Here is a 14,041-nt window from a genome sequence, read left to right on the forward strand (position 1 = left end):
GCGGGCAGTTGTCATATTGGTGAGGCCAGCTAGATACGCAAGCCCGCTCATTGCCACTCCGCTTCGCCGCTTATTCGCCAAGAGTTCTTTTTTCTTGAATTGTCCAAGAAATATACTAAGAAACTTTCCGCCAAAGATGGCGTACTGTGCGTCATCAAAAGATGGATTACAGAGTTTATGCGCTAATTAGCGTGTTTAAAAACTCGTTGGCAAATATGGGGATAAATCGGGTGACTTTTGGGAATTATTGGGAATTATTGAGCTAATGAGAATTTGGTGACTGGAAGATGTTGAAGAGGTAAAAAAATCAGGGATGAATTTGAATTTGCGTTCTGTAGAATTGGGATATATTGAGTTTAATTGGTAAGAATTGGTGAGAATTGGTGAAAATCGGGAATTTGGGCGATTTTCGGTGTCATGCACAAAACAGCAAAATCAAAGCACAATTGTAATCTTTCACAAGATTTATTTACAAAGGCTGAAGGGATTACGGTATAGGCGTTTTAGCCTTTTAGGAATGATTATTAACAAGGGGTCAAAAACGGGGTAAATTTTTGTAGATTTAATGTTGAGTCTTGGTTCTGTTTCCAGGGGAATGCTCAACGTTCACTTTCAAAGTGAACAATTACAATAGCCAAGCGATCGCGCATCTTGTGGTCAACCTAATCCAAGATAAAATCAGGAGCGGGAAAAATGAAATTGATGATGAGCCAGGGGTAAGCGATGGAAGTCAAAAGCGAAGTGACAATAAAATTTAGTGGCTCACTACGGGGATAAAGGAGCAATCGTACAGAAAGTTACGCTTGTATATTGAAGGAGTGTAGTAGACCGAATGTAGGCGTAAATAGAAGGTTCGTGCAACCAGGGGCAATCTAGTATGATGTCAAGTTTTTCAACCCCATTTGAGGGCTTTATTGCTAACAATTTGGCACAATGCTGCCCAGTTGGAGCTTTTAACTGTGAGACAGCTTTTGTAGTACAAATGTGTTTTTGAACAAGAAATGTTAAGCGCAGTTACTAACTGAAAGGCTATAGTGATACGTTATCCTCTAATGCTTTGCAATGATTTTTCAATGTGCTTAAGAATATCAATCACCTCATAAGCAGATTTCCTAAAACCTTCTTTGGCTGAATCTGGATTTTCCATACACCATTTTTTCACCTTTTCAAGTAAAACTTTTTTTGCTCTCATCTTATCTTCTTTAACTTTTATATTTAACACATCATCTACTTGTACCTGAAACTCTTCAGGATAATATCTCTCAAAATCATGTTTTTTCAATTGACAAAAACGTTCTTGAGTCCATGATTTATATTTATTCTTTAAATTGTTGATGATTTGTGCCTCATTCTCCCCTCCATCAACCAAGACCCAAATTCTATCCTTAAAGGGTTGTTGTAAATGAAAGAAAAGACACAAACTGTGCAGAGCATCAAACCTTGCTGATACTTTCTCAACACCAAGGCTGGAGCAAGTTCTTAGTCTTTCTTTAAGTTCTGGCACAAAATTAGGGATTAGAAAATCTCTGATTATAATTTCTGCCGATGATTCTTCAAGAATTAACCATGTATCCCAAACATCAAAATCGAAAAGCTCATAACCTAAATCTTCGAGAATTTCTCTTCTAGCTTTGGGCGAATTATCAACTTCAGCAATGGAAGAAGTTGGAATTTTATTGAAAAACTCCATATTTACTTTAAAAATCTTACTCATCTGAGCAGAGCCAAGATACTTTAAAACAATATTTGAATGAGTAGTAATGACAAACTGGTTTGTTTCTGATTTCGCAACAATAAGATTTAACAGTTTTTTTAATGCTTTGGGATGAATATCGTTCTCTGGCTCTTCTATTAAAAATAACTTGTCTTTAGCTATACACAGATCCAGGATTAATCCTAGAATATTTGCTACTCCTTCTCCCATTAGTTCCAATGGAATATTCTGAAAGTTATCTACAATGTATACAGCTTTCTTGCCATTATGGGACGTAAAAGAACTTATGGGGAATCCTAAAATTTCACTGCAAGCTTTAATGTATTCATCTTTCGCAGGCAAACCATCTGTAGTAATCCGATCTACTTTTGCAAATAAATTAGAAAAATTTCCTGAAACTGAATTTGCAAACTGATACCTTATATCTTCATTAAATGTCATTACTTTCCTTTTAGAAAGAAATGGATAAATGAAGTTTTTCGGCTCTTCACTTGAAATAAGATGTTGGTTACTATACGTATTAATATCTTGTCCGTTAATAAATAATTTTTCATTGATACATTCAATATTAAGTCGGTTGTAATTCTCGTGAATTAAGTTAGTGATATTGGCATCAAAGTATTTTTTAAGATTCCCCTCAAACTCTAGTTGAATACTTCCTTGATTGTGATTTTTTCTTATATCATTTGTCTGAAATAAAGCTCTATCTTGTAAAAAAAGTAATGTTCTTAATATTGTTGTTTTACCACTATTATTTTCTCCTACTAATAAATTTATTCTTGGAGACAGTTCAACTTCTGCATTTTCATAGCCTCTTATATTACTTAACCTTATTTTGACTATTTTCATTTTTTTAGTTTCTGTATAAATTTCACTATTTAGTATAATATTTCAAAACCTATTTAGAAGTTTTTAAGCATTACTTTTGTAAATTTATCTTCTGAATCTGTAAAATTTTCATCATAAAAGATATTTTTAAAAGTACGACAGATGTCGTACTTTTTTCTTGGTCAGTATCTTGGCTCAAAACCAGATACATCTGTTTATTTCTCACCACTCAAAACATCCTCAATCAAATTCAGGAGTTCTGGCAGCCGCTTGGCGAAAGCTTCCTCTTGCGGTGTTTTCGGCTCAATTTTTTGCCACTGTTTCAGCTTAGTTGACGCTTGCTTTAAAAGTACGACAGGTGTCGTACTTTTTCGGGGGTCAGTATTTTGGTTAGGTTCAAGATACCTTTGTACTGTACGGAGGTTTTTGCTTACTACGACTGCTAGAGCAGGCATTAAAGGCTTTTGTCCTTTCTTGGGTCTTCCCTTTACGTCAATAAATCCAGCAATGCGTAAACGCTCGGCGATAGCTTTCACTTCATTTGGCGTATAGTCTCTACGCTGTTCGTTCTCTGCTATCTCTACTTGCAATGCCAAATCTGGATTTTCTTCTACATCAAAAGGCAACATCCTGATAGGAATGCGATTGTCAGGGAACTGATGAAGATACTTAGGAGCCTGCTGCTCCTTTAGCAATCGGATTGCTGCTAACCGATGCCCTCCAGCCAGCAATTTACCCTTATTATCTATTACCAGTGGTTCTATCAGTCCCAGAATAGCAATTGACTCTGCCAGAGACTCAACGTGCTTTGGATTTAAAGGTCGCGTATCCTGCTCACGGTCTTTAATCTGCTCCAGTAAAACTGTAGAATCTTGGAGCTTTAGGGGTTGAGATTGCCCCTGCCGTTTTTGAGCGACCTCCAGAATTTTATCAAAATTGGTCATGAGAGAATTTCCTTACCCACTGCCTGGTAATCGCTCCAGGCATCAGAAGCACGAGGATCTTTTACCATATAAACTGGAACTCCAAAATTTTCAGCTTTCAGGTAAACAGCCATTCTTCTAATCCAAGTTTTAAACAAGGGTAAGCCAAATTTTTCAAGACTTTCTTTAGCTTTATATCCATCACGGCTGGGGGAAGGAGGAACACAAGTCAGTAAAACTTTAAACCTTCCAGGCGGCAATTCATTCAGTTCTCCCACAGTTTCAATCAATGCTTCTAGAGCGAAAGTGCTGGGATGGGTGGGAATGATCAGTAAATCACTAGAGCTTGCTAATGCTTTCAACTCATTACTGGCAGGACGGGCGGGAGTGTCAATCACAAGATGCTCAAAATCTTTGGCTTGGTCTATTTCGCTCTGATCATAAACATCGAAAGGACTTTTACCACGCTCTGACCAATGCAATACAGAGCGATTAAGATCACCATCAGCTAGTACAGTTTTACCTTTGATAGCAAGGTAAGCTGCCAGATGTATTGCTGTGGTAGATTTTCCTACACCCCCTTTGAACGATGCGATAGTAATAATCATTGCAGTTTCGTCATATTCCAGTCATGATGGCGGATTGTACAGCACAAGAGGCAATAATTAAAGAGAATTTACACGGGTTGGGGTATGGCGGATAACTTATCACCAATGGATGGCTATGATGACTTTTTACGAGAGTTAAAAGAACGCATACGCAACGCCCAAGTAAGAGCAGCTTTGTCTGTTAACAGTGAGTTAGTGTTACTTTATTGGCAAATCGGGCGCGAAATTATCATCAGACAGCAGCAGCAGGGATGGGGTGCAAAAGTTATCGAACGTCTCGCTAGAGATTTAAAAGCAGCTTTCCCAGACATGAAGGGATTCTCAGCACGTAATCTTAAGTATATGCGGGCTTTTGCTGAAGCTTACCCAGATGAGCAAATTGTGCAGCAGGCTGCTGCACTAATTCCTTGGTTTCATAACTGTGTAATTTTAGATAAAGTTAAAAATAATTTGGAGCGTGAATGGTACATCCAAAAAACCAGAGAAAATGGTTGGAGTCGAAATATTTTAACTCTACAAATTAACAATAGACTTTTTGAGCGTCAGGGTAAAGCTGTTAATAACTTTGATGTTATATTACCCTCTCCTCAATCAGACATTGCCAGAGAAACTTTAAAAGACCCTTATGTTTTTGATTTTTTAAGTTTAGGAGAAGCAGCACAAGAACGAGAAGTAGAAAAAGAACTTGTTAAACATATTACCCAATTTCTTTTAGAATTGGGTGTAGGATTTGCTTTTGTTGGTCAACAATATAATTTAAAAGTAGGAAATGATGATTTTTATATAGACTTGCTTTTCTATCATGTTAAACTACATTGTTTTATAGTGATTGAACTGAAAACTGGTAAATTTAAACCTGAATATGCAGGAAAAATAAATTTTTATCTTTCAGCAGTCGATGATTTGCTCAAATCTCCTGTAGATAGTCCTTCAATTGGTTTAATTTTATGTGCAAGTAAGGATAATGTTATTGCTGAGTATGCACTGCGTGATGTCAATAAACCAATTGGGATTGCTGAATGGCAAACTCAACTTACTAAGTCATTACCAAAAGAGTTACAAACCAAGTTACCAACTATTGAGCAGTTGGAGGCAGAACTGGAAAATTTATCTGTAGAAGTAGAGGATGAAGAATGATTAAAAATAGGAATATTTGAATTTGCAAGCATGGAGAAACTAACTGATGATGAATTAGCTTTTGATGATGCCCGAATCAGGGAAGCAGAATGCTGACAAGAAAGAAGTTACGGAAAGATTATGATTCCAGTAGAATATTTGAGGATAAAGGAAAAGGTAAGACAGCTTGCTCGTCAATCCGGCATAACAGCAATTGATAGCTGCTACATAAGTTTAGATTTAGAAGCAGAGCGCCCAGATTGGGGATTAATTGGGGGGATATTTTACCCAGATCACCTCGAAGAAGAGATAACGTCTCAAGAAGAAACTCTTACAAAAATTGCAGACAGCCTAGATATTTGGCTGGCGTTGGTTAGAGCTAATAATGTTGTTGCATCTTTGAGAAAGAAAGCACTCTCAACCAAAAAAATAGAAGATATCAGACACTACCTCGATGTTCAGTTCGTTTCATCTAGGCATTGAGCCGAGATACGTGTAAAAACCTGCAAGATGGTCTGAAAACCCTTGTCCTATCTAGGTTTGAGAATTTGTTACAGTATAGTCAAAAAAGCCGTTATTTACAACGAAAAATCAAGTCTTTTCAAGCCATCTTGCATATTTTTGCAAGGATCTCGGCTCAATGCCAATACGACGGGGTGATGGGAAAGTTTCCAGTTTAATACTGCTGTACTACTTTGCCCCTGGTGACAGCTTCCGTAACACTACCCCATACTGCTTGAGCTTCGGATGCACTTGAATTTCCCTGGTGTCCCGCTTGCCTTTGGTGTTCACGCTGCGTAGCACTAACACGCCTCTGACACCGTGGCGATGATGTGCTAACATCCTGTGACTGTAACCCTGATATCAGCGCTGTCATAAGCTCAGTTTATGATTAAAGCTTCAAACGCTGATTCTCTGGTAATCAACCATCTCTGCATCGCCATGTAGATTTATAAGCAAAACATAATTCCCAAGCTTTCCAGCAAACCGTCACGAGAGAATCAGGCTTTTGGTCTTATACGCCGGAATATTCAAGTTTGTCGGTGTACCCCTAAGATAGTAATAGTAACTATTCCAGGCTATGAAAATCGACCGTCACGATCAAGCTAAAATTTTATCATCAAGCGAGATCGTTCAACTATTTACCCACGGATTTAAAACCCAACGCGATCGCGCTTTATTCGGACTGTGCCTTTACTGCGGTTTGCGAATCTCTGAAGCTTGCTCAATGCACACCAGAGGCGCTTACCGTATCTCTGGCGGTGTGCGGGGACGGATAACGGTACGCAAAGAGAATACCAAGGGCAAAGCTGATACGCGCTCTATCCCTGTCTGTGATGAGCTTCGGGAAATACTAGAGGCTTATTCCTCTCCCAAAGAGTTTTTATTTCCTGGACGCTGGGGCCGCGGACACATTCACCCCGATTCTGCTGACAAGATTTTAAGGGCTGCTTTTGATGAACTTGATATTGAAGGTGCAAGTACCCATAGTTTTCGTCGAACTTGCTTGACCAAAATGCACTTGTCCCACGTTCCGACAAAAGTAATTAAGAAAATCTCTGGTCATAAAACATTGGCAGCGCTGGATCGGTATTTGGAGGTCACTGATGAGGATTTGCAGGATGGTGTTAATACGTTAAAGTTTCGCTAAATTGATTTTTTAAGCAATCGCTACATCACATCTGCCCCCTCTGGTTACAATATTTAAAGTTATATCAGATGTTAATTGGTAATGGTACTAACAGAAGGACAAGATTACGGTGGTGCAAAGTAGTCAATGGTTTTGAGCATTGGCTACAACGCTTTGCAACGTGTTCCATTTTTCTACGTACCCCTGATGAACCCATTATTAAAAGTGCTAGAGAGCAGAAGTTACTTATGGCTGGACAAGTCAGAAAATACAAACGTGAAAACTTTAATTCAGTTTCATGTATTTCAGAAGAAGAAATTCCCAATTCTCATACATTTTTATCAGATAAAGAACTTATCAAAGATATTAATAATGTAAAAAAAGAATTATGCAAAGATCGAACTACAGAATATGCTATTAAAGCATGGGTTATTTTTGAAGACCAAAAAATAGTTGGTTTTACGTCCGTCCGTGAATATCCCACCAAAACGAAAATAGTTTCTCTTTATGTTTCAGCAGCATATCAAGGGAAAGGCTACGGCAAAAAATTACTTAACAAAGTATTCTCTGAATGCAAAGCACCATACAGCCTAGCAGTTTATAAAGAAAACAAAAATGCTTATGATTTCTATGTACGTCTTGGTTTTCATGTAGAAGAAGAAAGTATGGAAGCAAATCATATCTATCTAGTGATGGTTCGTGATGGCAATTTAAGCGCAGTGACTTGAAACTGTATGTTGAAAATTTTTAACATAATATTTGTCAACAGCAAAATCCCAAAATTATGTGTAATGCATGGAATCACTCATCAGATTGTAACTGTGGTTTCCCAGGTGGGTCTTCTGGGGCTGGTACAGCCTTAGATAACATTCCAATACGTGATAGGGTCTTAGCTAAGAAAATAGCTGAAGAAATTAAAGGTGCTGAGACTTACCCGACAACATGCTGGTGGTGTGGAGAGGAAGTTATTTACCACACTAATGGGTTTGGTGATTCAGTTTTATTTGATAGCTTAGGCTCTCCGTGGAGAAAACATCCTTGTTGGGAAAATTATTGGGATGAAGAGAAGCTTAAAAGAAAAGAGACAAAGCATAGTAATGATGTAAAAAATACTCTAATTCTCCACACTATTAACGGAAAACAAAGAAAACGTTTAATTTTGGCAGGAGCCATTCAATCTATAAATAAAGAACGAAATTCATATTTTGCTAGAGAAGAAGAAGTAGCAAGCTATTTAGGATTTTCCTTGGAACAACTCAGGGCAGGATATTCCCACCTTTACTATTGCTCAGGAAGCTTGCATGATTCACCTTTAATACGAATGAAGCTAGGCGTTATTGATGGATAGCGATGAATTCCTAGCGTTAGGAATATGTCGGTGTACAGTTAACTGGTAATTAAATCTCTACGCATTTTGAGAAGGAATTGACTATGACTCTCCCCGCGTGAATTGGTAGTATCTTCCTAATCCCGTTTGAACTCCATTTGGGCGAAGTGGTCTTGCAGCAGTTTGTGGATGAAGCGGTAGCGGCCACCAACACGCTGGAGGAATAATCGCTCGGTGCAGTAGTCAAGGAAACGGGCGTAGTTCCAGGGGATGTAGCCGTTGCGGTAGAGGATGAGGCGTAGGGTGAAGTGTTGAATAACGGCTGTGCCGCTTCTAGGTATACCTATTAATAATCCTAAAAATAATCCAAGCACTAAGCTTAAAATTAAACTTTCATTCAAACTATTCTTAGTATGTTGAATTTGTTGAATAAAATAGAGTAATGTTGTGAAGAATAAACATGTCGATAGACATGTCAACACTAATAAGTTTAGTGTATTCTTAGCTGAGTTCCAAATGCTTTGGTTAGAAATACGTTTAGTGGCAAATTCTATATTTTCAAAACCAAATATTAGCCATACAAAAAATCCCAAAATTAACCCTAAAAATAGACCATAAAACAGAAAAAAAACTAGAATCTCCATCGAAACAAAAGATTCAATAAATAAACAATTGATGACAATATATACCCCAAAGATTAACCCTAAAGACAAGCCTCCAAAAATGGAAAATAAAAACTTCTTAAAAGAAAATTTTAGGGTATCTATTGTCACAATTTTATCTCCGGTAAGCCCAAAGAATAACCCGAAGAATAATCCAAAAAACAACCATTTGATTATTTCCAGAAATAGACTTTGATATAAAGGAGTAATTCCACCACTAATCGATAATCCATCAATTAGCCCATCATCTAACCCATTACCAATCCCAGAAACTATCCCATAAACCAGATTGTCAGACATAATAATATTAACCGTCTGATTAAGCATCTCACTAGCAAGCCCATGAGCAAGCCCATTAATCAGCCCATTATTTATCAGTAAAATTAGTCCAGCAAATAACTCTAAAATCAACCATTTTATCATTTTTATGTTCAAAATATTTTTAGATTTATTTAAAATAACTCTTTCCAGCCTATACTCTATTCTCTCACCAAATAATCCATTAATTAGCCCAGAAATCAGTCCATAAACTATTCCAGAAATCAGTCCATAAATCATTATTTCTGTATAATAAAGTAGATTAGAAGAAACATAACTTAGTCCTGTATACAGTATACTAATTACAATAATTACTCCCGAAAATAATCCTATAATCAGGATTTGTATAACTTCAAAAAAAATGATATTGTAAATAACTTTATAAAATTTTTTCTTTAATAAACTAGGCTGCATTTCTTCAATAAAGAACTCCGTTTTTGATTCTCGCTGCATTTGTTGAGCTAACCAAACAAGCCAAATTCGCGTTTGTCTAGCATTAGGAATTTTGTTCTTCAAATAGGCACTACTGTTAGTATCCCGTGTCAACATCCGCCCTACATAGGCATCTAGCAAATACTGAATCCGGTCTGCTGTAGAGTTCAAATGCTGCCATTGTTCAACAGATATTTCTTGAGACGCTAAAACAGTAATGCTGAGTAGTAAGGGAGTTTTAACTAACTCTAGTAAATCTAAATCGTTACTGATAGTTGACCAAAGTTCTATATAATTTATAGACGTTAGATAATCACAAATTTGATTGTTGGTTAAAGACTGTAAGTAAATAGCACCGTTAAGTTGCAATTGAGTTGAGTAGTTACTATATTCTTCACTTCGACTACAAACGACTAGAGAAAACGGTCTAGTTTCGCCTGTTAAAAACTGATTAATTGCCTGGACGCAAAGTTCTTGACGTTGTGGTTCAAGTTCATCCAAACCATCAAGCAACGGCAGTAATTGGTGATTGTTTACCCACTCTTTACCAAGTTTATTTGAGACACCATATTTTGATTTCAGTTCTGCCACCAACCAATCAGTTATAGATTGTCGGTCATTTTTCCAAGACGATAAATTGAATAAAACAGGAACGGGATACTCAGGCTGTTCTTCCGCACGACTGACTAAAGCTTGAGCCAATTCTAACTGTGTAGTTGTCTTTCCTGATCCTGGCGCACCCAATATTAACAGTTTCCCTGCAATTTCTTCTGACTCAAAAACTGACAAAATAGTTGTGGTATCTGGAAGAGGTTCAGCCGGCTTTAAGCCAATTTTTATCTCAGCATCCCAAGGGCGTTTTACCTGCTGGGGTTGTGATTCCTTCCCCAAATTAATTAGCACGGCATTGTGTAGAGATTGCCTTAACCGTGCTGTAATTTCTTCCTTAACTGCTGCTAGTAGTAACCGCTCGTTCTTTGGTCTGGCAGGGTCGCCTACTGGTGCTGTTGTCTGCTGACCAAAGAAAATATTCCAGGTATTACCTAGCCAGTTATTGTTACCTTGAACTACTGTATTGTTGTCACCTAAAACAGATTTGTTATTATCACCTTGAACTACTCGATTTTGATTTCCTTGAACTACATTTTGAGGTGTAGAATTATCAGCCTGTTGCGTTGAATTTACATCAGGCTGTTGCGAATCAGAGTTTTCTGGTAGCTGCTGACTCATAATTCAGTTCTACAATCCCAACAGGTGAGAACCAGCAGCAACACCTAACCAAGTTGCAACTTTCACAATAATCGGCTTGGCTGTTGTCCAGATTTTCTGACCTGCCTCTACACTCTTGCTAGTTTTTTCAAGTGTTTCTGCCACAGTTCCCAAACGCTCTAAAGCTCGTTGCTTATTTGGTTCTTCTTTGTCTGTGGCTTTCTTAGCAGCACTTAAGTCTTCAACTAATTCTTCTTTGGTGTCGGCTGGTAGCTCTGCCCCTTTAATCAAAGTTTCCAGTTGAGCCAATAACTTTATAACATCCTCTTTAGTGAGTGATTCTCCGGTGTCTGCACCCACTTGATTTTGTTGAGTTACTTGATTATTGTCACCAAGGACAGCCTGATTATTGTCCCCTTGCACTGCGCGGTTGTTATTACCTTGAACGTTGTTGACGTTGCCGCCAACTGAACCACCAACTGAAAAGCCACCGGGATTGTTACTCATAAAACCTACCTGTTCTACATTTGAATAAAAACTAGGGCGCTCTAACGCCGTCATTACCATATTCTCTAATCTGCGGATTTGATTATCTTTTTCTGATAAGAGTAATCTAATTTCTCGCTCTGGCAAGCTTTTTATCTCATTATAAGTAGCAACATATTCTGCACTTAGTTGGGACTTATCAGCCGCGATCGCTGTTTTGGCACGAAGCAGAAATTTATCCTCCCCCCGTTTTTCCATTGCTACAATCTCTAGCTCCGCATCAGGGTGATTCTCTGCTAATTGCTTAAAGGAAATTGCGATCGCTCTGGGGTCAACACCTTGGTTGTGGTAGAGGTCAAGGGTGTCAAATATTGGTTGAATAAATTCTCCGAACTCCCCATCTGCAAATACTTCTTTGTTATTATCAGGTTTGCGAAGTGGATCAGGGTTTTCTTTTGTAGGAAGTCGCATATAAACGTATTCACATCTCACCCCATCAAATTTGGTGTCGGTGGTAATGCCCCAATCTTGAATGTATGCCCCGGTGAGAGTAGCCCCTGTTAAATCAGTTCCATTAAGTTGTGTTTGGACTAGCTTTGCCCTGGATAAATCTGCGTCTTGTAAATTCGCTTGACTGAGGTCTGCACCAATAAAACTGGCATCTACTAAATTAGCTCCAGTAAAATTTACTCCTCGCAAGTCTTCACGGTCAAAGTTTTTTTCTTGTCCCTTTCCTGTTATTAACACGTTTACCACTTGCCTTTTTTGCAAGTAAGTTGTACCAGGGCGAACACAGTCAAGTTTTTCCGTTTTGTTGAAACAAGTGCGAGTCAGATTAGCCTCTCTAAAATCTGTACTTTTAAATGAGCTTCTTATAAAATTAGCATCGGTTAAGTTAGCCTTGCGAAAGCTTGTACCGCCAAATGCCGCGAGTGTGATTGCTGTGGTGCGGATAATGGCATTTTTATCTCCTTCAAATGCTTGACGAGCAATACAGATATTAAACAAAGAAAGTATAACGGCTGCGGCTACGGCTTTAACTTCAATTGCGGCTACGTCTGTACTTCCGGCAATGACCATGAAGCAAGCTCCGACTGTGGCTCCGGCTACGGCAAAGGCAAGAGCAAGGACTTCAGGGACGGCTACGGCTTTAGCTTTGGCTACGGCTGTAGTTCCAGTGATGGCTTTAGCTTTGGCTACGGCTGTAGCTCCGGTGATGGCGATGAGGAGTGCCAGAGCGACTGCGACAAGAGCAAAGACTGCGGCAATAGCAACGCCGTAGGGTACAGCGACGGCGTTACTGTTCATGACGGATAGAATCCTCTTAAAGAATTCGAGGGAGGGTGTGCTTAAAACTTCGTTTTTGGGGATAGCCTTTAATCTGGACAGCATTTGACTTGCAGCTGTGGCTCCGGTGATAACTACGACGACGACTGTAGTGATGGCGAAGGGGACGGCGATGGTGAAAGCTTCATTTATTCCTTTACTAATTATGACTTTAAAGAAAAAGATTAGTACGATCCAGGCAGTCAAACTTACAATCGAACTAAAAATCAAACTTCCAATCCAGCTATCTAAATTACTGTGAGATGGGGATTGCACTAAATTACCAGCAAAAGCTGAGAAAAACCCCGATATTCCCACCAATAGCCAGGAAGTACAGGTCAAAAGGATAGCCCAACGCTTTTGCAGTCCCGCTTTGGCATGGCTAAAGTTTGCATCTGTTAGATTAGCCCCCGTAAAATCTGCACTCTTGATATCTGCACCACTAAAGTTTGCCCCCTCAAGGTTTTGACCTTTGAAAGAGCGCCCTCTGAGATTTTGACCGGAGAAGTCCTGGGGCATGGTTAAAAACAGTATACAAATTTCTTTTTGGATACAGATATATTATGAACAATTCCAGAATTTTAACGTTTTAAAGCGATTCTTTTTTCTTAACGCCAGTTTTTATGCTTCAATCCCCGACTTAATCCTTTCGCTCTCCCCACCAATACATCATTCATTCACAATCAAGTTATAGTCAATATAACCGAGCATCGCCCCTCTTTTTATCGCCTCATAACTGTTCTTGACGTGCCATTTACTGTACAAATCACTGGCATAACGTTTGACTGTACTAACAGAGAGAAACATTTCTTTGGCAATCTGTTCAAAAGCTAAACCCTGAGCCAGTAAACGCAGGACTTGTATTTGTCGTTCGGTGGGAGAGTCAAGCAAGTTTTTGTCAGCAAAACTAGGGTCAATATATCTATTTTTATCAAGGTTTTTTAACAGTTTTTTAGCCAGCTTGGGGTCGAGTAGACATTCATCAGAGTAAGCTCTCTTGATGGCTAGTTCAATCAATTCTATATCAGCACTTTTGAGCATATAAGAATCAGCACCATGACGAAAAGCTGACTTAATAAAGTCTGAATGAGTCTGATTAGTAAAAATCACCACTTTACTATTAGTTTTCCTTTTGATTGAGCTAGTCAGTTCTAAACCACTCATGTCGGGTAAGAGTAAATCAACTAACACAACATCAGGGTTGGTCTGTTCAATTAATTTAAAACCTAGCTTTCCACTGGAGGCATCACCAGTTACTTCTATATCTGGAGATTTTTCAATAGCGCTTTTGATGCCTAAGAGTGTGAATGTTTCTGGTTCAACAATTACTATTTTCAGCATGATTTTATTAATCCTCTAATAATAAATGGCTGTTTATTGGCGGACTTATTATTGATGCTTCTGCCGTGGGTGTCCGTGCTGCCGTAGCAGTGCCGTAGGCTACGACCTATACAGGGCATGG

13 protein-coding genes are annotated in these 14,041 nt (G+C 38.6%); 6 read left to right on the forward strand and 7 right to left on the reverse strand.

Annotated elements, in window-relative coordinates; all coding sequences use genetic code 11:
* The first annotated feature begins 617 nt into the window (after window positions 1-617).
* Complete coding sequence (locus FD724_RS33685; protein ID WP_179076051.1) at window positions 618-758, forward strand: hypothetical protein; 141 nt, start codon at window positions 618-620, stop codon at window positions 756-758.
* A 284-nt stretch (window positions 759-1,042) separates the two neighbouring features.
* Here FD724_RS33685 and FD724_RS33690 read toward each other — a convergent pair whose 3' ends face one another.
* From FD724_RS33690 to FD724_RS33700, 3 genes are all read right to left on the reverse strand, one after another.
* A complete protein-coding gene (locus FD724_RS33690; protein WP_179076052.1) occupies window positions 1,043-2,563 on the reverse strand; it encodes an ATP-dependent endonuclease in 1,521 nt (506 codons plus the stop codon).
* Window positions 2,564-2,757: 194 nt separating this feature from the next.
* On the reverse strand, window positions 2,758-3,486 hold the full coding sequence (locus FD724_RS33695) for a ParB/RepB/Spo0J family partition protein (protein WP_179076053.1): 729 nt from the start codon (window positions 3,484-3,486) through the stop codon (window positions 2,758-2,760).
* Window positions 3,483-4,073 carry a ParA family protein gene (locus FD724_RS33700; RefSeq protein WP_179076054.1) on the reverse strand — a complete coding sequence of 197 codons (591 nt, stop codon included), beginning with the start codon at window positions 4,071-4,073 and terminating at the stop codon, window positions 3,483-3,485. Before FD724_RS33700 ends, FD724_RS33695 begins: the two co-directional genes overlap by 4 nt.
* 84 nt (window positions 4,074-4,157) lie before the next feature.
* Between FD724_RS33700 and FD724_RS33705 the strand changes: the two genes are divergently transcribed.
* Together FD724_RS33705 and FD724_RS33710 are read left to right on the forward strand one after the other, a co-directional pair.
* The gene (locus FD724_RS33705; RefSeq protein WP_179076055.1) at window positions 4,158-5,210 is read left to right on the forward strand and encodes a YhcG family protein; all 1,053 of its coding nucleotides are present in this window, start codon (window positions 4,158-4,160) and stop codon (window positions 5,208-5,210) included.
* 120 nt (window positions 5,211-5,330) lie between these two features.
* Window positions 5,331-5,672, forward strand: a complete 342-nt coding sequence (locus FD724_RS33710) for a hypothetical protein (RefSeq protein ID WP_179076056.1) — start codon at window positions 5,331-5,333, stop codon at window positions 5,670-5,672.
* 207 nt (window positions 5,673-5,879) lie between these two features.
* On the opposite strand, the gene FD724_RS41290 is transcribed toward FD724_RS33710, so the two are convergent.
* Window positions 5,880-6,032 carry a hypothetical protein gene (locus tag FD724_RS41290; RefSeq protein ID WP_256874669.1) on the reverse strand — a complete coding sequence of 51 codons (153 nt, stop codon included), beginning with the start codon at window positions 6,030-6,032 and terminating at the stop codon, window positions 5,880-5,882.
* 238 nt (window positions 6,033-6,270) lie between these two features.
* Here FD724_RS41290 and FD724_RS33720 point away from each other — a divergent pair, with 238 nt between their 5' ends.
* From FD724_RS33720 to FD724_RS33730, 3 genes are all read left to right on the forward strand, one after another.
* Window positions 6,271-6,840, forward strand: coding sequence for a site-specific integrase (locus tag FD724_RS33720; RefSeq protein WP_179076057.1), 570 nt, complete (start codon window positions 6,271-6,273; stop codon window positions 6,838-6,840).
* A 68-nt stretch (window positions 6,841-6,908) separates the two neighbouring features.
* The gene (locus FD724_RS33725) at window positions 6,909-7,547 is read left to right on the forward strand and encodes a GNAT family N-acetyltransferase (protein WP_179076058.1); all 639 of its coding nucleotides are present in this window, start codon (window positions 6,909-6,911) and stop codon (window positions 7,545-7,547) included.
* A 56-nt stretch (window positions 7,548-7,603) separates the two neighbouring features.
* Window positions 7,604-8,167 carry a hypothetical protein gene (locus FD724_RS33730; RefSeq protein ID WP_179076059.1) on the forward strand — a complete coding sequence of 188 codons (564 nt, stop codon included), beginning with the start codon at window positions 7,604-7,606 and terminating at the stop codon, window positions 8,165-8,167.
* Window positions 8,168-8,283: 116 nt separating this feature from the next.
* Here the strand turns inward: FD724_RS33730 and FD724_RS33735 are convergent, their stop codons facing one another.
* The 3 genes from FD724_RS33735 to FD724_RS33745 all read right to left on the reverse strand — a co-directional run bounded on the left by FD724_RS33735 (window position 8,284) and on the right by FD724_RS33745 (window position 13,920).
* Window positions 8,284-10,788, reverse strand: a complete 2,505-nt coding sequence (locus FD724_RS33735) for an NACHT domain-containing protein (protein ID WP_256874670.1) — start codon at window positions 10,786-10,788, stop codon at window positions 8,284-8,286.
* Between the two features lie 9 nt (window positions 10,789-10,797).
* Window positions 10,798-13,098 carry a pentapeptide repeat-containing protein gene (locus FD724_RS33740; protein WP_179076060.1) on the reverse strand — a complete coding sequence of 767 codons (2,301 nt, stop codon included), beginning with the start codon at window positions 13,096-13,098 and terminating at the stop codon, window positions 10,798-10,800.
* Between the two features lie 150 nt (window positions 13,099-13,248).
* Window positions 13,249-13,920, reverse strand: a complete 672-nt coding sequence (locus FD724_RS33745; RefSeq protein ID WP_179076061.1) for a response regulator transcription factor — start codon at window positions 13,918-13,920, stop codon at window positions 13,249-13,251.
* Window positions 13,921-14,041: the final 121 nt, after the last annotated feature.

It is taken from the genome of Nostoc sp. C057 (assembly GCF_013393925.1).
GTDB lineage: Bacteria > Cyanobacteriota > Cyanobacteriia > Cyanobacteriales > Nostocaceae > Nostoc > Nostoc muscorum_A.